Genomic DNA, 21,575 nt, shown 5'->3' with positions numbered 1-21,575 from the left:
GAGCCTAACGGAAAGTTTTGCATGCCACGCTTTCATCCTCTCGAAGTTGTCGACGTGCGCCGCGATACGCGCGATGCCGTCGTTGTCACGCTCAATCTGCCGGCGGACAACGCCGAGGCCTTCGAATTCACCCAGGGCCAGTATCTGACCTTCCGTCGTGATTTCGACGGCGAAGAACTGCGCCGCTCCTATTCCATCTGTGCCGGAACCGACGAGGGCGTGCTGAAAGTCGGCATCAAGCGTGTCGATGGCGGCGCGTTCTCGACCTGGGCCAACGAACAGCTCAGCCGCGGCGACGTCATCGAAGCGATGCCGCCGATGGGCAAGTTCCATACGCCGCTTGAACCGACCGCCGAAAAACACTATCTCGGGTTCGCTGGCGGCTCGGGCATCACACCGCTGTTGTCGATCATCAAGACCGTGCTCGCGCGTGAGCCCAAATCCCAGTTCACGCTGCTCTACGCCAACCGCCAGATGACGTCGATCATGTTTCGCGAGGAGCTCGAAGACCTCAAGAACCTGCATCTCGGGCGCTTTTCGGTCATCCACGTGCTCACCAGCGAAGGCCAGGACATCGATCTGTTCTCGGGCCGGATCGACGCCGAGAAGATGGAGCAGCTCTTCAAGTACTGGATCGACGCCAACTCGGTGGATACCGCGTTCATCTGTGGCCCCGAACCGATGATGCTCACGATCGCCGATTCGCTCAAGCAGCACGGTCTGAGCGACGATCGAATCAAGTTCGAGCTGTTCGCCTCCTCGCAGCCGGGCCGGGCCAAGAAACCGGCCATTTCTCGCCAGGACGCACGGGCCGGGGCGACCTGCACGGTCTCGGTCACGCTCGATGGCACCACGCGTACGATCGAAATGCCCAATGACGGCACCGCGGTGCTCGACGGTGCGCTCGCCAGCGCCATGGACGCCCCGTATCCTGCAAGGCCGGCGTATGTTCGACCTGCCGGGCCAAGGTGCTCGAAGGCGAAGTCGAGATGCTGAACAACCAGGCGCTCGAGGACTATGAAGTCAAGGCCGGCTATGTGCTGACCTGCCAGAGCGTGCCGGTCACCGACACGGTGGTACTCAGCTATGACGAGTGAACCGTTCGATCAGACCATGCCGATCGAGGATTATCTGGCCCGCGGCGGCAAGCTGACCTCGCCGGACAACCCGCCGCCACGCTATCGCGGCGAGCTGCTCCGGCTGATGTCCTCCTTCGTGGACAGCGAGCTGGCCGGCTCGGCCGGGTTTGCCGATTCGATCAACTGGGCCCCCGGTATCAAGGAACGCATCGCAGCCAGCCGGATCGTGCTGGAAAAAGCCGACCACGCCGAGCGCGTGCTCGACCTCATGAGCGATTTCGGTACCGACAAGGCGCTCTACAACAAAGCCCACAACTGGTCGGCGCGCGCCAGCCGCGATGCCGATATCGACCCGGCGCGCCAGGGCGGGGACATGCGGCTGTCGGTCTTTCACTATCCGCTGGAAAACTGGACCGATGCCGTTGTCATGAACGTGCTCATGGGCCTGGCGACCGTGGTGCAGCTCGAAGAACTGCGCGAGTGCTCATACGCGCCGTTCGCCGATGTCGTACGCGCGGTGCTGCCGCGCGAGCAACGCCACATGGAGCTGGGCTTCGAGGGTCTTGATCGCATCGTTGCCAACAAAGCGGGCCGAGAGGAGGCCAAAGCCTGCGTGGCGTACTGGTATCCACGGGTCGCAGAAACCTTTGGTAGCGCCCAGTCGGAGCGCTTTACACGGCTGGCCCGGATGGGGCTGCGACATACAACCAACGAAGAACTGCGCGCCGCCTGGCAGAACCGGGCGCGCACCCATTTGTCGCGTCTGCAGCTGGCCTGACAACAACGCAAAAGCAGTCCGCACTCGGCGCCGGGCTCGATATTCAGGCGCGCACCCGCGCTGAAGACGAGGTCGATCGGCCGAGCCGAATATTCAGGGTGTCAAGACACCGACGACAAGAATCAGGAGCGTGTAATGCAATCCAGCAGCTATGTGCAGGGCCAGTGGGTCACCGGCGAAGGCGGCAAGACGGTATTGAACGCGGTGACCGGCGAACCCGTTGCCCGCGTATCCAGCGACGGCATCGATTTCGCCGCCATGCTCGACTATGCCCGGACCCAGGTCGGCCCGAAGCTGCGCGCATTGACGTTTCATCAGCGCGCGCTGCAGCTCAAGGCGCTCGCGCAGACGCTGATGGCCGACAAGGAGCGCTTCTACAAGCTCTCCACTGCGACCGGCGCCACGCGTACCGATTCCTGGGTGGATATCGACGGCGGTATCGGCACGCTGTTCACCTATGCCAGCAAGGGCCGGCGCGAGCTGCCCAACGCCACGTTCGCGCTCGACGGCAATCCCGAACCCATGTCGCGCCACGGCAGCTTCATCGGCCAGCATATCCATACCTCGCTGGAAGGCGTGGCCGTGCATATCAATGCATTCAACTTCCCCGTGTGGGGCATGCTGGAAAAATTCGCGGCCAACTACCTGGCCGGCCTGCCGGCCATCGTCAAACCGGCAACGCAGACGGCCTATGTCACTGAAGACGTGGTGCGCGCCATCGTCGATTCCGGGCTGATCGAAGAAGGCGCTCTGCAGCTGATCAGCGGCGGCGTAGGCGATCTGCTCGACCATGTGACCTGCCAGGATGTGGTCACCTTCACCGGTTCGGCGGCGACCGGTCGCAAATTGAAGCAGCATCCGGCGATCGTCGAGAACGCGACCCGCTTCTCCATGGAAGCCGATTCGCTCAACTTCCTCGCGCTCGGCCCCGACGCCGGTCCGGACACGCCCGAATTCAAGCTGGCCGTAAAAGAAGTCATGCGCGAGATGACGGTCAAGGCCGGCCAGAAATGTACGGCCATCCGGCGCGTGCTCGTGGCCCGTGATCACCAGCAGGCGTTCATCGATGCACTCTCGGAAAAGCTCGACAAGGTAGTGGTCGGCAACCCGGAGGCCGAAGGCGTGACCATGGGTGCGCTCGCCAGCCGCGATCAGGTCGAGGAAGTGCGCGCCCGCATTGCCGATCTGGCCGAGGGCGCCAAGATCGTCTACGGCGATCCGGCGCGCTGCGAGGTGGTCGATGCCGATGCCGACAAGGGCGCATTCGTCGCGCCGGTCGTGCTCTCGGCCGATGCGCCGTTCGAGCATACGGCGATTCATACGATCGAGGCCTTTGGCCCGGTCGCGACCGTCATGCCTTACGAAACCACCGAAGAGGCCGTGGCGCTTGCCCGTCTGGGGGGCGGCAGCCTGGTCGGCTCGATCGTGACCTACGACGCCGGCTTCGCCCAGGCGATGACGCTGGGCTGTGCGCCGTTCCATGGCCGTCTGCTCGTGCTCGATCGCGACTGTGCCAAGGAATCCACCGGCCACGGCTCGCCCATGCCCATGCTGGTACACGGCGGGCCGGGGCGTGCCGGCGGCGGCGAAGAGCTGGGCGGCATGCGTGCCGTGTTTCATTACATGCAGCGCAGTGCCCTGCAGGGCTCGCCCGACATGCTGGCGGATGTGATCGACCACTGGCTGCCGGGCGGCAAGCGCGTACAAACCGATCGCCACCCGTTCCAGAAGCATTTCGACGAACTCGAAATCGGCGACGCGATTCTCACCGATGCCCGCGAGGTCACCCTCGAGGATATCGAGCATTTCGCCAATTTCACCGGCGATACCTTCTATGCCCATATGGACGAGGACGCCGCCAAGGCGAACCCGTTCTTCGACGGGCGCGTGGCCCACGGTTACTACATCGTGTCGCTGGCAGCCGGCCTGTTCGTCGAGCCCAATCCGGGCCCGGTGCTGGCCAACTACGGTGTCGACAACCTGCGTTTCATGACGCCGGCCTATCCGGGGGATGCGCTCAGGGTGGCACTCACCTGCAAACACAAGACCAAGCGCGAGAACACCGAATACGGCGAAGTGCGCTGGGACGCCACCGTGACCAATCAGAACGACGAAGTCGTGGCCCAGTACGACGTGCTGACCATGGTCGCCACCACCGACTGGACGCCGGAGGCCGAAGAAACGGCCGCCGCTTAAGGAGATTCTCATGGCAGACGATTCCATCATCCTGAGCATCGATTCCGGCATTGCCCGAATCACGCTCAACCGCCCGAACAAGCTCAACAGCTTCAATGTGGCCATGCACGAAGCGCTCGCCGAAGCGCTCGACACGGTCGAAGCCGACGACTCGGTGCGCGTGCTGCTGCTCACCGGTGCTGGCAAGGGCTTTTGTGCCGGCCAGGATCTCGGCGATCGCGCGGTATCGACCGCCGGCGAAGCGCCCGATCTGGCCTATTCGGTCGAAACCTATTACGCACCGCTGGTGCGGCGCCTGCGTGCGTTGCCGCTGCCGGTGGTCTGTGGCGTCAACGGCGTGGCCGCGGGCGCGGGTGCGAATCTCGCGTTGGCCTGCGATCTGGTCGTGGCCCGGCGTTCGGCCAGGTTCATCGAGAGCTTCTGCAAGCTCGGTCTGATTCCGGATACCGGCGGCACCTATTTTCTGGCCCGCCGGATCGGCATGGCCCGAGCCATGGGCATTGCCATGCTCGGCGAACCCATCGATGCGCCGACCGCGGCCGACTGGGGCCTGATCTGGCGCTGTGTCGACGACGACGCCTTCGAGGCCGAAATCGACAAGCTCGTCGAGCATCTGTCGAAAGCGCCGACCCGGGGCCTGGCCCGAACGAAAGAACTGATGTACGCCGGCGCCAACAACAATCTCGATGCGCAGCTGGATGCCGAACGCGATGCCATGGGCGAGCTCGGCCGCAGTGCCGACTATGCCGAAGGCGTGGCTGCGTTCAGCGAAAAACGCACGCCCGAATTCAAAGGCCGCTGAAGAACGAAAACACCGGCGACGCTGCAACGAACATCAAAAAAAGCAGCGCGCCGCCCCGAACAGGCTCTTTCGGAAAGGAGACAAGGCAATGCAATCCAGCCAGAACGGCGCATCGGTCGCGCCCGTGGATACGGACGCCCAGGCGCTGGCCGAGCGCGTCGGCGAGGCGATGTTCGCCCGCGACGAGGCCTCGCGCATGCTCGGCATGCATATCGACGCCATGGCGCCGGGCTATGCCCGTGTGTCCATGCCGGTACGCGACGACATGGTCAACGGCCACAAGACCTGCCACGGCGGGCTGATCTTTTCGCTCGCCGACAGTGCGTTTGCCTTTGCCTGTAACAGCGGCAATCAGAACACGGTGGGCGCGGCTTGCAATGTCGACTACCTGCGCCCGGCGTTTGCCGGCGACGTACTCGTCGCCGAAGCCGAGCAGCGTTCGCGCTCGGGCCGAACCGGGGTTTACGACGTCACCGTTCGCAACCAGCACGACGAAACCGTCGTGCTGTTTCGTGGGCGGGCTCATCAGGTCCGCGGCGAAGTGCTCGAGGTCATGGCGTCCTAGCGCCAGGGCCACGGCGACGAACGATAAAACCCGCGCCAACCGAGCGGTTGGCGCGTTACTAAAACAAGACAAGCGCGCACGCGCGGCTTGTAGAAAACAGCAACGAGATGGAGGGAATGAACATGGCCGCACTGATGGAACCCGAGTCGTTTCTCGAGCCGATCGAGACCGCCAGCCGTGACGAACTGCAGGCCCTGCAGCTCGAACGGCTGAAATGGTCGCTGCAGCATGCCTACGACAACGTGCCGCGCTACAAGGCCAAGTTCGACGCGGCCGGCGTACACCCGAGCGATCTGGAAACGCTGGCCGACTTGGCGAAGTTTCCGTTCACCACCAAACAGGATCTGCGCGACGCCTATCCGTTCGATATGTTCGCGGTGCCGCGCGATCAGGTGTCGCGTATCCATGCCTCCAGCGGGACCACCGGCAAACCGACGGTGGTGGGCTATACGGCAAACGATATCGAAACCTGGGCCAATCTGGTCGCGCGGTCTATCCGTGCGGCCGGTGGCAAGCCGGGCGATATCGTGCATGTGGCCTACGGCTACGGCCTGTTTACCGGCGGTCTCGGCGCCCACTACGGCGCCGAAAAACTCGGCTGTACCGTGATCCCGATGTCGGGTGGCCAGACCGAAAAACAGGTGCAGCTGATCCGCGATTTCAAGCCGCGCATCATCATGGTCACGCCATCCTACATGCTCAACATCATCGAGGAATTCGAGCGCCAGGGCCTGGACCCGCGCGATTCCTCGCTGGAGATCGGCATCTTCGGCGCCGAGCCCTGGACCAATGCCATGCGCGAAGAGATCGAACGCCGCGCCGGTATCGACGCGGTGGATATCTACGGTCTATCGGAAGTCATGGGCCCTGGCGTGGCCAACGAATGCGTGGAGACCAAGGACGGGCCGGTAATCTGGGAGGATCATTTCTATCCCGAAATCATCGACCCCGAGACCGGCGAAGTGATGCCCGACGGCGAACCTGGCGAACTGGTATTCACCTCGCTCACCAAGGAGGCCTTGCCGATCGTGCGCTATCGCACCCGCGATCTCACGCGTTTGCTGGCACCGACCGCACGTTCCATGCGGCGTATCGACAAGATCACCGGCCGCTCGGACGACATGCTCATCATCCGCGGGGTGAATGTCTTCCCGACCCAGATCGAGGAGATCATCTGCAAGCAGAAAGGCCTGGCGCCGCACTATCTCATCGAGCTCACCCGCGAAGGCAATCTCGATCACGTGGCGCTCACCGTCGAGCGCGGTCACGACTTCGACGATCACAGCACCGAAGACGAAACGCTGAGCAATCTGCAGCAGCACATCAAGTCGTATATCGGCATCAGCACCAAGATCACGCTATCGGCTGTGGGTACGCTCGAGCGCTCGCTGGGCAAGGCCAAGCACGTGATCGACCGTCGCCTGCATCGCGGCTAGGCGCAGCGCATCGCTGCTTGCTGCTAGGGTGCCGGCCTTCGAGCCGGCGCCTTTTTTAGCTTTGCGCGTTGCCGGCTCGCCATACGCTCGGCGCCTGGCCGAAGCGATCCTTGAAGGCATGGCTGAAGCGCGCGCTGTCGCCAAAACCGTGGGCAAGCGCGATATCGGTGATTGACTGCTGACCCGCCGGGTCGCGCGCCAGCGCGGTACGGGCATGCTGTAGGCGCGTTTCGCTGATCAGCCGGGCCGGCGTCGTGCCGTGGCGCCCCAGCAACCCGTAAAGCGTGCGTCGTGATACACACAACGCACTCGCCAGGCGCTCGGGGGTGAGATCGCTGCTGGCCAGATGCGTCGCGATGTAGTGGCGGGCACGCTGGATACGCTGTGCGTCCAGATCGGCCTCGTCGGGCTCGGCGGCACGCGCGAAGGTCGCAGCCAGCATCGCGCCCACGCCTTGCATGACGTCGCCAATGCCCGGGTCGTGGGCTTGCGGTCGCGAGCGTGCCAATCCGGTAATCGCACCGAGGGCGGCCTGCATGGTCGGTACGTCGGTAAGCTCCGTTGCGCTCACGCGTTCGGCGTATCGCGGCAGGCGGCTGTCGACATCGTAGGGAATCAGCAGAACTGCCAGACGTGCGCCGTCGCTGACGCGGAGCCTGTAGGGACGCGTGGTATCGCACAGCGCCGCACGGCCCGCATCCAGATGTACCGAGCGACGGTCCTGGCTGAGTTCCATCGTCCCGGCGAGTTGCCACAAAACCTTCAGGTAACCGGCATTGGCCCGTCGCGCCAATTGTGGCGTGCGCGAGACATCCGAGGCGGCAGTACCGATATGAGTCAGTGTGCACTCGCCCAGCTGGCAGCTATTGGCCTGCGCGTGAAACGCCGCCGCCGTCCGGCTGGTCATTTGCAGCGGCGGAAAGTGTGCGTTGACATAGTCTTGCCAGCCGCCGAGATCGGAAAAGCGGCTCGCATTGGATACATGCGGTCGGTGTTGCGGATATGGCATGTGATTCAACGGTCTCCAGCCCGTGACGCCCGATTGATTCGGGTCGAATTAGGTTGCAATGCGCGTGCCAGACTCGTTCGGCGCGCTGCAACGCTTTTATTCGTGTTTACGCCGTTGTCTGCGCACTGTCAAAGACCCCGGCAGGGCGCCTGGCTTGCTGCACACAGCGACAAGTCGATATGCACGTAGCAACATGCGTGGCGAGGTCAGCCAGCGCAGGCTCGACCAAACATACAACCGGCGACTGCGGCCATCGATCACGTTTGTCGCGAGCGTGAGGCCGCCGGCTTTTACTGTTCGAGGAGAAGGCGTGAATCAGGCATATCAACACTTCATAGCAGGTCAGGCGGTCGACGCCTCCGATAGTGCGACGATGACGCTGCCCGACCCGGCCACCGGCGAAACGCTGGCGACATCGGCCGCGGGTACGGCCGACGACGCCACTCGAGCAATCGAGGCGGCCTATGCACAGCTCAAGGGCGGCGAGTGGTCGCAGATGAGCGGCGCGGCGCGCGGGCTGTGCCTGCACCGGCTGGCCGACCTGGTCGAGCGCGATGCCGACCAGATGGCGGACATGGATGCCAATGCCATCGGCCGCCCGCCGGCAGAACCGCGCATGCTCGATCTGCCCAATGCTATTGCCACCCTGCGTCATGCCGCCGGCTGGGCCGACAAGCTCGAAGGCCGCACGATCCCCACGGCGGGCTATATGGGCCAGCCCACGCTGTCCTACACCGAGCGTCTGCCGGTGGGTGTGGTCGCGGCCATCGTGCCGTGGAACACGCCGTTGATGATTACCTGCTGGAAGCTCGCCGCGTTGCTGGCTGCCGGCTGCACGACGGTGATCAAACCGGCGGAACAGACACCGATGTCGGCACTGCATCTGGCAAAGCTCTGTCAGGAAGCGGGCATTCCCGACGGCGTGGTCAATGTGGTGACCGGTCATGGTGCAACGCTGGGGCCGGTGCTGTGTGAACACCCGCATGTGGCCAAGGTGACCTTTACCGGGAGCCCGGAAACGGGCGCCACAATCCAGCGCCTGGCTGCGCCGTTGTTCAAGCATGTTGCGCTCGAACTGGGTGGCAAGAGCCCGCAGATCGTGTTCGACGATGCCGATCTCGAAGCTGCCGTGGGTGGCTGCGCGATGGGACTGTTCTTCAACCAGGGCCAGGTTTGTGCCGCCGGTACGCGCATTCTCGTGCACGAAGACGTGGCCGATGCCTTCAGCCAGAAACTCGCCGATGCCGCGCGCAGCATTCAGGTGGGCGACCCCGGCAAGGAAGGCACCCAAATGGGCGCGGTGGCCAGCCAGGGCCAGTACGACAAGATCAACGACTATATCCGGCGCGGTAGCGACGAGGGCGCAAAGCTGCTTGCCGGTGGGCCGTCCGACAATGCGAACGCGGGCTGGTATGTCCGTCCTACCGTATTCGTCGAAGCGAACAACGACATGAGCATTGCGCGCGATGAGATCTTCGGCCCGGTTGGCACGGTGATGACCTTTCGTGACGAGGCCGAAGCGATCACGATTGCCAACGATACGCGCTATGGCCTCGCTGCGACGGTATGGACGGCAGATGTGGCCCGCGCCCATCGTGTGGCGCGACAGGTCGAGGCTGGCGCGATCGGCATCAACGCCTGGGCGCCGATCGATCCGCAGCTGCCCTGGGGCGGATTCAAGGAGAGCGGGCTGGGCCGCGAATGCGGCCTGGCAGGCGTGCTGGCATACACCGAAGAGAAGGTCACCACTGTCATGCTCGGCTGATCGAAACCGACTCAAGGTGCGATACGCGCCTGCATAAGCCAATACAACCAATAAATGAGGAGAGGCTATGCGTACAGTTCTACGGTCGGCGGGCGCCGCGCTTGCCCTGGCCGGCGTATGCCTGGTCGGCTCGGCCACTGCGGCAGCGCCGAGCGCTGAGACAATCTATCTGAATGGCCGCATTCATACACAGGATAGCGAGCGCTCGATCGCCAACGCCGTAGCCATCGCCGAGGGACGCTTCATTGCGGTGGGCGAAGAGGAGACGGTGCGAGCTCATGCAGATGACAGCACGCGCATCATCGATCTGCACGGCAAGACTGTAGTGCCCGGCATTGTCGACGGGCACGGTCACTACGTACGCGGCTTCAAGCGGCAACTGTTCAGCTGTGACTTTCCCAGCAGCGCCGAACCCGACGAGATAACCGAGCGGGTGAAGCAATGCGTAGCCGATGCGAAACCGGGCGAGTGGGTTGTCGGCGGCGCATGGGCCTCGGCGTACGCCGACTCCGGCAAGATCGACAGGACCCGACTCGACGCGGTATCGCCCGACAACCCGGTTTATCTGCTCGACGACACTGGCCATAACGGTTATGTGAACTCGAAAGCGCTGAAAGCGGCCGGGTTCACCAAAAAACGAGCGGCCGAGATGGCCGCCATACAGACCGACGCCGATGGCGAACCCAACGGCATTCTGTTTGAAGAAGCGGCCGGCGAGCTCACCCAGGCGATACCGCCGATGAGCGATGCGAAGTATCAGCAAACCGTGCGGCGGTCGGTCAACGAGGCCAATCGTTTTGGTATCACCACGTTCGTCGAAGCCCGTACTGATCGGCCCACCGTGCGTGCTTACCACGATGTCGACCAGAAGGATGGCTTGCATGCCCGCGTGGCGACTTTTCTCCAGTACGACACCGACTTCAACGAAACAGCTGCCGAACAGCGCAAGACGCTTGCCGATCGAGCGCAGTACCGCTCGAACAATGTCTATCCCGACTTTGCCAAGCTCTACCTCGACGGCGTGCCACCTGCGCTGACGGCGTCATTGCTCGAACCCTATGAAGCAGGAGTGCTCGAGGCAAAAGGTCAGCCTGCCGACTATAAAGGCGAGTTGCGCATGAAGCCGGACGCCATCACCCAGGATGCGATCGAGCTCGCCCGGCAGGGCGTGACGGTCAAAATGCATGCGACCGGCGATGGCTCGGTGCGCGCCGCGCTCGATGCATTCGAAGCGGCGCGCAAAGCCAACCCTGAGGGCGAGCTGCACCATTCGATTGCCCATGCAAGCGTGGTTGCACCGGCCGATCTGAAGCGTTTTGCCGAACTCGATGTCGCGGCCGATGTGGCCCCGCCGTTGTGGATTCGCGGGCCTTACAGCTCGGCCATGCGCAACGCGATCGGCCATCGCTATGACAAGACCCCGCCCACGAAAGCGCTGCTCGACGCGGGTGCGGTGATTGCTTATGGCTCGGATTGGCCTTCGATATCGAGCTCCATCAATCCCTGGCCGCATCTGGCTTCGATGGTCGAACGCGAGATCGGTCCCGAGGAGAGCATTTCGTTGCAAGCGGCCGTGGACACGATGACTCGCGGCGCGGCGTACACGCTGAATTTGTCTGACGAGATCGGCTCGATCGAGGCAGGTAAATCGGCTGATCTGGTCGTGCTCGACCGTGACATTTTCGATATTCCGAATGCCGAAATCGCCGATACCAAAGCGCTCAGGACCGTGTTCCGCGGCAAGACTGTTTACGAGGCGCAATCGCCCTGACTGATCGCTCGGCGCGCGCCGAGCGTGCGCTGAGATTCGTTCATGAAGTTGGATGGCCGGGTGCCGCAATGCGGCGTGCAGCCGTAAGAGCTGGATAAAAAAACGGGCACATCGCGCCCAGTCGCGTGATCAGCTCAGGTAGCAAAAAGAATAAAAAATCGAGGAGAAAAAAGCGATGTCGAAATTTTCGGCAGCGGCAATGCTCGTTCTGGCATCGTCGCTTGGATATACCGTCACCGTCCATGCCGCGTCCACGCCAGCGGCGGTTGATGCAGAGCGGTTGCAATCGGCGGCGCAGGAGCCGGCGAACTGGATGACCCACGGCGGCACTTATCAGGAACAGCGATTCAGTCGTCTCGATCAGATTGATCAGGACAATGTCGATGAGTTGGGTCTGGCCTGGTCGTACCGCCTCGATATCGACCGGGGCGTGGAAGCTACGCCGATCGTGGTTGACGGCGTCATGTATACCACCGGCGCGTTCAGCGTCGTCTATGCCTTCGATGCCAAGACGGGCGAATTACTCTGGAAATACGACCCGGAAGTGGCAAGGACCGCCGCGCGCGACGGTTGTTGCGGGCCGGTTAACCGCGGGGTCGCGGTCTGGAAGGGCAAGGTGTTTGTCGGCGCATTCGATGGCCGCCTGATCGCCCTCGATGCCGATACCGGCAACGAGGTCTGGAGCGTGAATACGCTCATCGACGAGGAGCGTAGCCAGACCATTACCGGCGCGCCGCGCGTGGTTAAAGGTCGGGTGATTATCGGCAACGGCGGCGCCGAAATGGGTGTGCGCGGTTATATCACCGCTTACGACGCCGATACGGGCAAACAGGCCTGGCGTTTTTTCACGGTGCCCGGCGATCCGTCCAAGCCGGCCGAGAGCGAAGCCATGGAAATGGCGCGCAAGACCTGGTTCGGGGACAAGTACTGGAAACAGGGCGGTGGCGGCACGGTCTGGGACTCGATGGCCTACGACCCCGAGCTGGACCTGCTTTATATCGGCGTCGGTAACGCCAGTCTCTGGAATCGCCAGGTGCGTAGCGAAGGCAAGGGCGACAACCTGTTCGTCGCCTCGATCGTGGCGATTCGTCCGGAAACCGGCGAATACGTTTGGCATTACCAGCAGACACCCGGCGACCAATGGGATTTCACCTCGACCCAGACAATCACGCTGGCCGATCTGAAAATCGACGGCAAGACGCGCCAGGTGCTCATGCAGGCGCCCAAAAACGGTTTCTACTACGTGCTCGACCGGACCAACGGTGAACTGATCTCGGCCGAGAAATATGTGCCGGTCACCTGGGCCAAGCGTATCGACATGAAAACCGGTCGGCCGGTGGTCGACCTCGACAAGGCCGACTGGACGAAGGGACCGAAGCTGATGATGCCGGGCCCGCTGGGCGGGCATAACTGGATGCCGATGTCGTTCAACCCGCAAACCGGGCTGGTTTATATTCCCGCCCAGATCGCGCCGGCGCTGCTCGAGCCTGACAACGAGGCGACCTGGCAAGGTCGTGGCACCCTGCAGCTCGGCACGAAGCCGCCCGCCTTGCCCGAAGACGCCGAAGCACGCGCCCAGGTCGTGGACATGTATCGCGGCAAGCTGCTGGCTTGGGATCCGGTCGCCCAGCGCGAGGTCTGGAGCCAGGACTACCCGACCATCTGGAACGGCGGCACCTTGTCGACTGCCGGCGGACTCGTTTTTCAGGGCACGGCAAACGGCGAAGTACGCGCGTACGCCGCCGATGACGGTGAACTGCTCTGGCGCTCACCTGCGAATACCGGCGTGATGGCCGGCCCCGTAACCTACGCCGTGGATGGAGAGCAGTACGTGACCTTCATGGTCGGCTGGGGTGGCATTTTCCCAACCGGTTTCGGCGGGCTGGCTGACAACACGCGGGTCGAACCGCGGGCCCGCGTGCTCACCTACAAGCTGGGCGGCACGGCCACGCTGCCCGACGAGCCCAAGCGTAAGCTGACGATCGCTGCCAGTATCCCGCCGCTGGATGCTGACGAAAAAACAATCGCCAAAGGCCGTGATCTGTTCAATATGCACTGCGGTGCCTGCCATGGTTTCAGCGCCTACAGCGGCGGCGTCGTGCCCAATCTGCGCAACATGGCTCCGCAAACGCATAACGATTTCCTGCATATCGTTGCGGGCGGCGCGTTGATTGGAAACGGGATGCCCTCGTTCGCCGATCGCCTGTCGAAGGACCAGATCAATGCGATCCATCAGTACCTGATCAAGCGACAACACGATCTGGCTGATGAGATGAGCGCGAACGACTCATAGGGTATTAGTGCCGCCATCAGGGCGCGCGTTCTGATGCGCGTAAGGCGATTCACGGGCCGGTTTTCTTGTGAAGACCGGCCCGTTTTTCATGCTGTGAAGTCGTCAACGGCTCGACGGCGGCGTCGGGCGGTATGGCCCGCACGGGCTATCACAGCTGGAAATAAGCATGCCTTGATGCACGTCACGACAAACCGAATTGCACCGGCGGACATGCGGCTACTGCACGCGTCGGCGCAGTCTTGATGAATCGCTGTAACAGGCGAGAGGACGTATCGGGGGGGGGCGCCGCTCGGGGCGGCGAACGCACCGGCTTATTCGATCGGCGCGGCGTTCCCAGGCGCTACGACCGTTCGCATCGAACAGCTCAAGCGAGGAACGACTATGAACAAACGACTGTTTCGTGCCGGTGGTGTTGCCGCGATGGCGGCGCTGGCCTGGAGTGCCAGTGCGTGGTCGCAGCTGCCGCCCGACGAAATCGGCACGGTGACGCTCGATAAGCCGGGCCCGCATCGCGCCTACATCATCGATACCCAGTTCGATAACGCCACCACCGGCAAGGTGGTGGTCGTTGACCCTGAAGAAAAGAAAATGCTGGGCATGATTCCGACCGGCTATCTCGCGCCGTCGGTGTTATCCCACGATGATAGCCGGCTTTATTCGGCCGATACGTTCTGGTCACGCGGCGTACGTGGCGAGCGCACCGATGTGCTCACGGCCTGGGATACGCAGACGCTGGAATCGGAATGGGAAGTCGAGATTCCCAAAAAGCGCGCCAATATCCTCATGGAACGCAACATGCTGACCATGAGCGGCGATGATCGCTTCGTCTATATCTACAACTTCACGCCGTCGACTTCGGTGACGGTGGTCGATACCAAGAACCAGAGCGTCGCCAGCGAGATCGATATCGCCGGCTGCGTGCTCAACTACCCGATCGGCAAGCGCGCGTTCGGCTCGGTTTGTGGCGATGGTACGTTCCAGCGCGTCAAACTCGACGATAGCGGTCATGAAGTCTCACGCGTACGCACGCAGTTCTTCGACCCGAACGAAACCGCGATGAACGAACGCGCCGCGCGTAACGGCGATATGTATTACTTCACCACGCTCGACGGCGTGATTCAGCCGATCGATGTATCGGGTGAGACGCCGAAAACAGGCAAACGCTGGTCGTTGTTCACGGATGCCCAGCGTGAAGCGGGCTGGGGCGTGGGCGGCTGGCAGCTGATGACCATCTCGCCGGCGCTCAACCAGCTGTATGTGCTGGTGCACAAGGATCACGGCGATCGCAACTGGGAAGACCCCAGCGATACCATCTGGGCGTTCGATCTCGATACCCACGAGAAGGTTGGCGAGCTCAAGACCGAAAACTATGTCTGGAGCATGAATGCCACATCCGACGACGCGCCGTTGCTGCTGGGTGTGAACATCGACGGCGGTCTCGATGTGTTCGATCTGACCAAGATGGAATACATGCATACCGTGGATGGCATCAGTGCGATACCGGCACTGGTGCTCAGCAGCCACTAGGGGGCGAGATGATTCACCCGATTGTTGCTGTGTCCTGTTCGCTGGTGCTGGCGGTGATTCTGTTTACCGGCGCCAGCCATAAGTTGCGTGCGCCGCATCGCTTTGCGCGTCAGATTGATGACTATGCGCTGCTCTCCGGTACGGCGGTCGCGATGGCCGCGCGGGCGCTGCCCATAGTCGAGATCGTGATCGCGGTGGCACTGCTCGTGCCCGGCTTGCGGGCCTGGGCGGCTGCCGCTGCGGCGCTGTTACTCGCGCTGTATACCGGGGCGATTTCGATCAACCTCTGGCGCGGGCGTCGCGATATCGATTGTGGCTGCAGCGGGCCCGGTCTCGAGCGGCCGTTGTCGAGCGCGCTGCTGGTACGCAACGGCGTGTTGATTGTTATGGCCGTGCTGGCGGCCCTGCCTGTGGGAGCGATTGCGCTACACGGATTCGGCCTGTTTCTGATCGGCGCCAGTGTGGCGGCCGTTCTCATTCTTTACACCGCGACTGAAGGGCTGCTGAGCAATCAGCCGCGCTTGAAGTCGCTCTCCGGGAGATAGTCATGGATGTCGCTGTGTTATCCCAGATTCTGCTCTGGATCGTGGTCGTCGCCTTGGCCTTCGTGGTCATGGCATTGGTGCGTCAGGTGGGTGTCTTGCACTCGCGTATTGCACCCGCGGGCGCGCTCATGCTCGACAAGGGCGTAGCGGTGAACAGCCCCGCGCCGCAGGTCACCGCCATGGATCGCCATGAGCGGCCGGTGAACGTCGGTTACAAGGGCGAAAAAGGCCAGCTGCTGTTCTTCATGTCGCCCACCTGTCCGATCTGCAAGTCGCTGTTGCCGAGTCTGCGCTCGCTGGCGCGCAGCTATCGTCGCGATCTGGACGTGGTCTATGTCAGTGACGGCGACGCCGCATCGCAGCAGACGCTGGTGCGTGAGCACGGTCTTGAAGATGCGACCTATGTCGTCGGGCCCGAAATCGGAATGACCTACCAGATCGGCAAACTGCCTTATGCCGTGCTCATCGACGCCGACGGCGTGCTGCGTGCCAAGGGGCTGGTCAACAATCGCGAACACCTCGAAAGCCTGTTCGAAGCCCAGTCCATGGGCGTGGGCTCGCTACAGGAATACATGCACGGCCAAAAGCGTGCAGCGCACTAATCACCGGGGGACACCATGAAATTTCTAGATCGTTTCTTCGAGCGCTCGACCCGTCACGTCGCGTATTCGACTTCGCGCCGTAATGCGTTGGTACGCTTCGGGTCCTGGGTCGTCGTGGGCAGTGCACTGCCGTTGATCCTGCCGGTGGACCGCAGCAGCGGTAATGCGCACGCGGCCGAGCCGGGTACACCCGGCGATCCGGGCGACCCGCAAAGCTGTGACTATTGGCGCTACTGCTCGGTCGACGGCTTTCTGTGTACCTGTTGCGGCGGCACGATCAATGCCTGCCCGCCGGGCACCGATGTATCCGAAGTCACCTGGGTCGGCACTTGCCACAACCCGGCCGACGGTCGCGACTATGTCATTGCCTACAACGATTGCTGCGGCAAGCAGGCCTGCGGCCAGTGCGCTTGTAATCGCAACGACAGTGAGCAGCCGCTCTATCGGCCGTTCAACAACAACGACATCAACTGGTGTCTGGGCGCCGAGCACCTGACCTATAACTGCACGATCGCCACCATTCGGGACGTGGCCAGCTAAGCGATGCAAGTTCGCCTGCTCACAGCTGCGGCGGTACTGGGCTGCGCGAGCCTGCTCGGGGGCGGGCTCGCGTCAGCCCAAAGCCTGCCGGGCCCCGACAATAGACCGGCGCCCGGCAACGAAGTGCCGGCATTGACACCGCGCCAGGCTGGCTATCGGCCGCAGGTGAATTACCAGCTCCAATGTTCGGGCTGTCATCGGGTCGATGGCGAGGGCTCCCGTAAGAACGATGTGCCGCGGATGAAGGATTTCGTGGGTCATTTTCTTGAAGTTGAAGGGGGCCGCGAGTTTCTTGTTCGCGTACCGGGGGTCTCGTTGTCCGGTTTTACCGATGCGCAATTGGCGGCGTTGATGAACTGGATGCTCACCAGCGATATCGCTGGCGACAGCACGCCAACGGATTTTCAGCCGTATAGCGCGACCGAAGTCGCAGCCCTGCGAGCGAAGCCGCTGGAACAGATCGACGCCACGCGCGATGTGTTGCTGCAGCGCATGCGCGACCAGCAGATTGCTGTTCGCGACGGTCTTGAGGACCGGCCCTAGAAAGCCGGCCCGGCCATGTGAGGTCAGCTATCAAACCGGGCGCTGTAGCGCCCATCATCCAAGGGGGATTCATGAAGACATCAAGCAGCCGGCGCGTGGCTCGAATTGCGCTTGCCGGAACAGCGTTGCTGGGCTCGGTCCAGGCCGGCGCTTATACCTTGTACGAAAGCGATGACACGCTACTCAACTTTGACTTCGAAGCGGCCGTGGGCGTGTTCAACAGTCAGAAGGCCTATAACCAGGTTCTCATCGAAGAAGACGCCAGCCCGACCTGGCAGGAAGGCTATGCCAAGTACGGCCTGAGTGCGGCGCAGTCGCTCGATGGGGCAGGCAGCGTATACGGCGCCTTCAATCTGCTGAGTTCTGCCACCCGCGGCGACGGCGATGCCGGCGGCTTTTCCACCGGCAAGGAAGAAGACACCCAGGTCGAAGATGCCTATATTGGCTGGACCTCGGGCGATCTGGTGCCGTGGCTGGGTGAAGACGGCATCGACCTGTCTTTTGGTAGCCAGAGTTTCACCATTGGCGATGGCTTTCTCATCAACGGCGACTCGTTGAACTTCGGTGAGGGGTTCCAACCGCTCGCCGATGCCGGCATCGCACCCAACGGGCTCAGCCGTGGCGGCGCCTACTGGCTGGCAGCACGCAAGGCATTCGACAAGACCGCCATCTTGCGTTTAGGCGGCGAGACCGGTTTTCATTTCGATGGTTTCTGGCTGGAGTCCGACAACAAGGCCCAGGCTGAAATGGAACTGGCCGGCGCCAATCTGGAGTATCGCAGCGAGGCCTACGGCACCGTCGGCGTGACTTATCTCGAGGGCCTGGACGTCGACGACGAATCGGCCGAATTCCTCGGCTATCAGCATCGCGACGGCCAGAAGACGGTGGCCGTTCGTGCCAATGGCAGTCTCGGGGTCGAGAATCTGTTCCTGTCGGGCGAGTATGTCGACCAGGACAACGGCGACGATTACCTCGGCGACGGCGATGATCATGCCTGGTACGGCGAAGCCGGCTGGACCTTTGCCGACATGCCGTGGTCACCGAAGCTGAGCTATCGCTTCTCGAGCTTCTCGGGCGGCTTCGACCCGTTGTTCTTCGGCTTTAATCGCGGCTACGGCACCTGGTTCCAGGGTGAGGTCGCGGCCAACTATGCCGGACCATTCAACAGCGATACCGATGTACACCACGTCGGCCTAACGCTTGCGCCCTCGGACACTGTTGAGCTGGGGGCGCTGTTCTTCCAGTTCGACAATGCAGGCGACGGTTTCCTGGATGGCAACGAGTTCGACCTCTATGCCCAGTGGGTCGTCAACGAGCATCTCGTGATCAGCCCGTTGGTCGGCTTTTATAGCGCCGACAACTCGGCGGCTGAAGGCGGCACACAACTCGGCGATGACGATACCAACATCTATTCGCAGGTCATCGCGATCGTCAGCTTTTAGCGACAGCATGCCCGGCGGCCGATGGGTCGCCGGGCATGCCAGGCACCGGGCCTAGTCGGTTCGGTTGCCCATGGAGCCGGGCGGCGGCGGTACGTCGTCCGGTACGAAGAAATCGGGCCAGAGTTCCTTGGTTGGGTCCACGGCGTACTGGTCGAAGTTGTCGACGCCGTTTTCATGCAACAGCACATCGTCCATACAGAAACGACCGGTGAAATCGCGGCTGTTTCGGGTGAGGATGATGTGGGCCGCGTCGGCCATGATTTCCGGCTTGCGACAATGCGCCATCATCTCTTCGCCGCCGATGAGATTGATCGCCGCGGTGGCGATGCCGGTACGCGGCCAGAGCGCGTTGAAGGCAATGCCTTCCTCGGCAAACTCCTCGGCCATGCCGAGTACGCACAGGCTCATGCCGTACTTGGCGATCGAGTAGGCCACATGCGGGCCGAACCATTTCGGTTTCATGTCCAGGGGCGGCGAGAGCATGAGCACATGCGGGTTCTCGGCCTTTTTCAAGTACGGAATACATTTCTGGCTGACCAGATAACTGCCGCGTGCGTTGATCTGATTCATCAGATCGTAGCGTTTCATCGGCGTTTCTTCGGTGCCGGTCAGCGAGATCGCACTGGCGTTGTTCACGCAGATATCGATACCGCCGAAGTGCTCAGCAGTCTGTTTGACCGCGGCGTCCACCTGATCTTCTTCACGAATATCGCAGACGATCGGTAGCGCCTTGCCACCGGCTGCCTCGATTTCCTCGGCTGCCGTGTAGATCGTCCCCGGCAGCTTGGGGTGCGGCGTATCGGTCTTGGCGGCAATGGCGACATTCGCGCCGTCGGCGGCCGCACGCAGGGCGATCGCCAGACCGATGCCGCGCGAGGCGCCGGAGATGAAAAGCGTCTTGTTCGCGAGCGTCGTCATGCGTTCAACCTCTTGAGCAGGTAATGGGTTTGTCAGAGTAGCTCAGTCGAGGCGGTGTCGTCAGTTCTGCCGGCGATTACGCGGTTGTTGTAACGCCTATGCGCAGCGGCCTACACCGAAAGTCTTAGCCGTATGGTGCCGCAGTATCGGAATTGAATTCAGTTTAATTATATTAAAATATTTTTATAATCAGCAAGATATTATTAATATTGGCCAACTTAGTCTTTGCCAAATATAAATTGAATTCATTATTCGATTCGCCTGCGCTGCAATTCAGGTCATCGCTGCCCGATTGCCGAGCGCCGTAATAAGAGCGGGGCATGCCAATTCTGTCGGGCACGATGATCGAAGAACTACGCGAGCGCGTGGCCGGCAAGGTCGGCTGCGCGCGACGATTGAAACCGTGGTGTGGAGGAGCATTGCGTGAGTTATAGAAGCGGCCGTCATTTTTTACAGATTCCGGGGCCGACCAACGTGCCCGATCGCGTACTGCACGCGATGTCGTATCCGACCATCGATCACCGAGGGCCGGATTTCCAGGCGCTCGGCGCCGACGTGCTCGAACGCATTCGGCCGATCTTCGGCACCACCAATCCGGTCATTATTTTTCCCGGCTTCGGGTACCGGAGCGTGGGAAGCGGCGCTGGTGAATACGCTTTCGCCGGGCGACCAGGTGCTCATGTTTGAAACCGGGCATTTCGCCACGCTCTGGCGCAACATGGCGCAGCGGCTGGGTTTCGAGCCGGAGCTCATCGAAAGCGATTGGCGTCGCGGCGCCGATCCGGCGGCGATGGAGAAACGCCTGGCCGAGGACACGAACCACGAGATCAAGGCAGTCGCCGTGGTGCACAACGAAACCTCTACCGGCGTAACCAGCCGGGTGGCCGAGGTGCGTAAAGCCATCGATAACGCCGATCACCCGGCGCTGCTGCTGGTCGACACCATTTCCTCGCTCGGCTCGATCCGTTATGAACACGACGCCTGGGGCGTGGACGTCACGGTCTCCGGCTCGCAGAAAGGGTTGATGCTGCCGCCGGGACTGAGCTTCAACGCCGTGTCCGACAAGGCACTCGAAGCGGCCAAGGCTTCGAGCCAGCCGCGCTCCTACTGGGACTGGGAGGACATGATGGGGCCGAACGATTCCGGCTTCTTCCCGTACACGCCGGCCACCAATCTGCTCTACGGGCTGCGCGAAGCCATCGACATGCTCGAGGAAGAAGGGCTCGATAATGTTTTCGCGCGCCATGATCGCCATGCCGAGGCCACGCGACGCGCGGTCAAGGCCTGGGGCTTCGATATCGTGTGCATGAATCCCGACGAGTATTCGAGTGCGCTCACGGCGGTGATGGTGCCCGATTCGGTCGATCCGGACGCGTTGCGCCGGATTATTCTCGACGATTTCGATATGTCCCTGGGCGCCGGGCTATCCAAGCTCAAGGGCAAGGCATTTCGTATCGGCCATCTCGGCGACTTCAACGACCTCACGCTCGCGGGCACGCTCAGCGGCGTTGAGATGGGCCTTCAGCGCGCCGGCATCGATTACCAACCGGGTGGCGTGCAGGCCGCTCTGAATTATCTGGCCGAGACCGCGGGCAGCGCGGCGTAGGTGGCCTGAACAACAAATACCAGTTCCATAATCGGCCCTGCCTGGCGAATTCATGAGGGGATTCGGGGTCGCTCGCCGTCGGGTGCCAGACAAATAAAATAAAAGGAGGAGAGCATGATCAGAAAATTTCTGACGTTAGGGCGTGTTGCCGTTTCGCG

16 protein-coding genes and 2 pseudogenes are annotated in these 21,575 nt (G+C 62.2%); 16 read left to right on the top strand and 2 right to left on the bottom strand.

What is annotated here, in order from left to right:
* Positions 1-21: 21 nt before the first annotated feature.
* From paaE to paaK, 6 genes and pseudogenes are all read left to right on the top strand, one after another.
* A pseudogene (paaE, locus tag SSPSH_RS16820) lies at positions 22-1,097 on the top strand (1,2-phenylacetyl-CoA epoxidase subunit PaaE).
* Positions 1,087-1,857, top strand: coding sequence for a Phenylacetic acid catabolic protein (locus tag SSPSH_RS16815; RefSeq protein WP_006913751.1), 771 nt, complete (start codon positions 1,087-1,089; stop codon positions 1,855-1,857). Before paaE ends, SSPSH_RS16815 begins: the two are co-directional and overlap by 11 nt.
* 135 nt (positions 1,858-1,992) lie before the next feature.
* Positions 1,993-4,053, top strand: coding sequence for a phenylacetic acid degradation bifunctional protein PaaZ (paaZ, locus tag SSPSH_RS16810; RefSeq protein WP_006913752.1), 2,061 nt, complete (start codon positions 1,993-1,995; stop codon positions 4,051-4,053).
* A gap of 10 nt (positions 4,054-4,063) precedes the next feature.
* Complete coding sequence (paaG, locus tag SSPSH_RS16805) at positions 4,064-4,855, top strand: 2-(1,2-epoxy-1,2-dihydrophenyl)acetyl-CoA isomerase PaaG (protein ID WP_006913753.1); 792 nt, start codon at positions 4,064-4,066, stop codon at positions 4,853-4,855.
* A gap of 88 nt (positions 4,856-4,943) precedes the next feature.
* On the top strand, positions 4,944-5,420 hold the full coding sequence (gene paaI / locus SSPSH_RS16800; RefSeq protein WP_006913754.1) for a hydroxyphenylacetyl-CoA thioesterase PaaI: 477 nt from the start codon (positions 4,944-4,946) through the stop codon (positions 5,418-5,420).
* A gap of 122 nt (positions 5,421-5,542) precedes the next feature.
* The gene (paaK, locus tag SSPSH_RS16795; RefSeq protein WP_021031916.1) at positions 5,543-6,856 is read left to right on the top strand and encodes a phenylacetate--CoA ligase PaaK; all 1,314 of its coding nucleotides are present in this window, start codon (positions 5,543-5,545) and stop codon (positions 6,854-6,856) included.
* A gap of 55 nt (positions 6,857-6,911) precedes the next feature.
* Here paaK and SSPSH_RS16790 read toward each other — a convergent pair whose 3' ends face one another.
* On the bottom strand, positions 6,912-7,865 hold the full coding sequence (locus tag SSPSH_RS16790; protein WP_006913756.1) for an AraC-like ligand-binding domain-containing protein: 954 nt from the start codon (positions 7,863-7,865) through the stop codon (positions 6,912-6,914).
* 310 nt (positions 7,866-8,175) lie between these two features.
* Here SSPSH_RS16790 and SSPSH_RS16785 point away from each other — a divergent pair, with 310 nt between their 5' ends.
* The 9 genes from SSPSH_RS16785 to SSPSH_RS16745 all read left to right on the top strand — a co-directional run bounded on the left by SSPSH_RS16785 (position 8,176) and on the right by SSPSH_RS16745 (position 18,893).
* Positions 8,176-9,630 carry an aldehyde dehydrogenase family protein gene (locus SSPSH_RS16785; RefSeq protein ID WP_006913757.1) on the top strand — a complete coding sequence of 485 codons (1,455 nt, stop codon included), beginning with the start codon at positions 8,176-8,178 and terminating at the stop codon, positions 9,628-9,630.
* Positions 9,631-9,697: 67 nt separating this feature from the next.
* Positions 9,698-11,401: an amidohydrolase gene (locus tag SSPSH_RS16780; protein WP_006913758.1), complete on the top strand. Its 1,704-nt coding sequence runs from the start codon at positions 9,698-9,700 to the stop codon at positions 11,399-11,401.
* A 175-nt stretch (positions 11,402-11,576) separates the two neighbouring features.
* Complete coding sequence (locus SSPSH_RS16775; RefSeq protein WP_006913759.1) at positions 11,577-13,694, top strand: PQQ-dependent dehydrogenase, methanol/ethanol family; 2,118 nt, start codon at positions 11,577-11,579, stop codon at positions 13,692-13,694.
* A gap of 381 nt (positions 13,695-14,075) precedes the next feature.
* Positions 14,076-15,221 (top strand): amine dehydrogenase large subunit, encoded by a 1,146-nt coding sequence (locus tag SSPSH_RS16770; protein ID WP_006913760.1) that lies wholly within the window; start codon positions 14,076-14,078, stop codon positions 15,219-15,221.
* Positions 15,222-15,229: 8 nt separating this feature from the next.
* A complete protein-coding gene (locus tag SSPSH_RS16765; protein ID WP_006913761.1) occupies positions 15,230-15,766 on the top strand; it encodes a MauE/DoxX family redox-associated membrane protein in 537 nt (178 codons plus the stop codon).
* 2 nt (positions 15,767-15,768) lie between these two features.
* Positions 15,769-16,368: a methylamine dehydrogenase accessory protein MauD gene (gene mauD, locus SSPSH_RS16760; protein WP_006913762.1), complete on the top strand. Its 600-nt coding sequence runs from the start codon at positions 15,769-15,771 to the stop codon at positions 16,366-16,368.
* A 15-nt stretch (positions 16,369-16,383) separates the two neighbouring features.
* Positions 16,384-16,908: a methylamine dehydrogenase light chain gene (locus SSPSH_RS16755; RefSeq protein WP_006913763.1), complete on the top strand. Its 525-nt coding sequence runs from the start codon at positions 16,384-16,386 to the stop codon at positions 16,906-16,908.
* A gap of 3 nt (positions 16,909-16,911) precedes the next feature.
* Complete coding sequence (locus tag SSPSH_RS16750) at positions 16,912-17,451, top strand: cytochrome c family protein (protein ID WP_006913764.1); 540 nt, start codon at positions 16,912-16,914, stop codon at positions 17,449-17,451.
* 71 nt (positions 17,452-17,522) lie between these two features.
* Positions 17,523-18,893, top strand: a complete 1,371-nt coding sequence (locus tag SSPSH_RS16745; RefSeq protein ID WP_021031915.1) for an alginate export family protein — start codon at positions 17,523-17,525, stop codon at positions 18,891-18,893.
* Between the two features lie 51 nt (positions 18,894-18,944).
* Here the strand turns inward: SSPSH_RS16745 and SSPSH_RS16740 are convergent, their stop codons facing one another.
* The gene (locus SSPSH_RS16740; RefSeq protein WP_006913766.1) at positions 18,945-19,811 is read right to left on the bottom strand and encodes an SDR family oxidoreductase; all 867 of its coding nucleotides are present in this window, start codon (positions 19,809-19,811) and stop codon (positions 18,945-18,947) included.
* Positions 19,812-20,234: 423 nt separating this feature from the next.
* On the opposite strand from SSPSH_RS16740, the pseudogene SSPSH_RS16735 reads away from it, so the two are divergent.
* Positions 20,235-21,417, top strand: a pseudogene (locus tag SSPSH_RS16735) (pyridoxal-phosphate-dependent aminotransferase family protein).
* Positions 21,418-21,575: the final 158 nt, after the last annotated feature.

Source organism: Salinisphaera shabanensis E1L3A (assembly GCF_000215955.2).
GTDB lineage: Bacteria > Pseudomonadota > Gammaproteobacteria > Nevskiales > Salinisphaeraceae > Salinisphaera > Salinisphaera shabanensis.
This window is presented reverse-complemented; position numbering and strand designations above follow the sequence as displayed.

What these genes read in the sequence shown, in the direction of transcription:
- SSPSH_RS16815 (WP_006913751.1), top strand. Translation starts at nt 1,087, where the DNA reads ATGACGAGTGAACCGTTCGATCAGACCATGCCGATCGAGGATTATCTG.
- paaZ (WP_006913752.1), top strand. Translation starts at nt 1,993, where the DNA reads ATGCAATCCAGCAGCTATGTGCAGGGCCAGTGGGTCACCGGCGAAGGC.
- paaG (WP_006913753.1), top strand. Translation starts at nt 4,064, where the DNA reads ATGGCAGACGATTCCATCATCCTGAGCATCGATTCCGGCATTGCCCGA.
- paaI (WP_006913754.1), top strand. Translation starts at nt 4,944, where the DNA reads ATGCAATCCAGCCAGAACGGCGCATCGGTCGCGCCCGTGGATACGGAC.
- paaK (WP_021031916.1), top strand. Translation starts at nt 5,543, where the DNA reads ATGGCCGCACTGATGGAACCCGAGTCGTTTCTCGAGCCGATCGAGACC.
- SSPSH_RS16790 (WP_006913756.1), bottom strand. Translation starts at nt 7,865, where the DNA reads ATGCCATATCCGCAACACCGACCGCATGTATCCAATGCGAGCCGCTTT.
- SSPSH_RS16780 (WP_006913758.1), top strand. Translation starts at nt 9,698, where the DNA reads ATGCGTACAGTTCTACGGTCGGCGGGCGCCGCGCTTGCCCTGGCCGGC.
- SSPSH_RS16775 (WP_006913759.1), top strand. Translation starts at nt 11,577, where the DNA reads ATGTCGAAATTTTCGGCAGCGGCAATGCTCGTTCTGGCATCGTCGCTT.
- SSPSH_RS16770 (WP_006913760.1), top strand. Translation starts at nt 14,076, where the DNA reads ATGAACAAACGACTGTTTCGTGCCGGTGGTGTTGCCGCGATGGCGGCG.
- SSPSH_RS16765 (WP_006913761.1), top strand. Translation starts at nt 15,230, where the DNA reads ATGATTCACCCGATTGTTGCTGTGTCCTGTTCGCTGGTGCTGGCGGTG.
- mauD (WP_006913762.1), top strand. Translation starts at nt 15,769, where the DNA reads ATGGATGTCGCTGTGTTATCCCAGATTCTGCTCTGGATCGTGGTCGTC.
- SSPSH_RS16755 (WP_006913763.1), top strand. Translation starts at nt 16,384, where the DNA reads ATGAAATTTCTAGATCGTTTCTTCGAGCGCTCGACCCGTCACGTCGCG.
- SSPSH_RS16750 (WP_006913764.1), top strand. Translation starts at nt 16,912, where the DNA reads ATGCAAGTTCGCCTGCTCACAGCTGCGGCGGTACTGGGCTGCGCGAGC.
- SSPSH_RS16745 (WP_021031915.1), top strand. Translation starts at nt 17,523, where the DNA reads ATGAAGACATCAAGCAGCCGGCGCGTGGCTCGAATTGCGCTTGCCGGA.
- SSPSH_RS16740 (WP_006913766.1), bottom strand. Translation starts at nt 19,811, where the DNA reads ATGACGACGCTCGCGAACAAGACGCTTTTCATCTCCGGCGCCTCGCGC.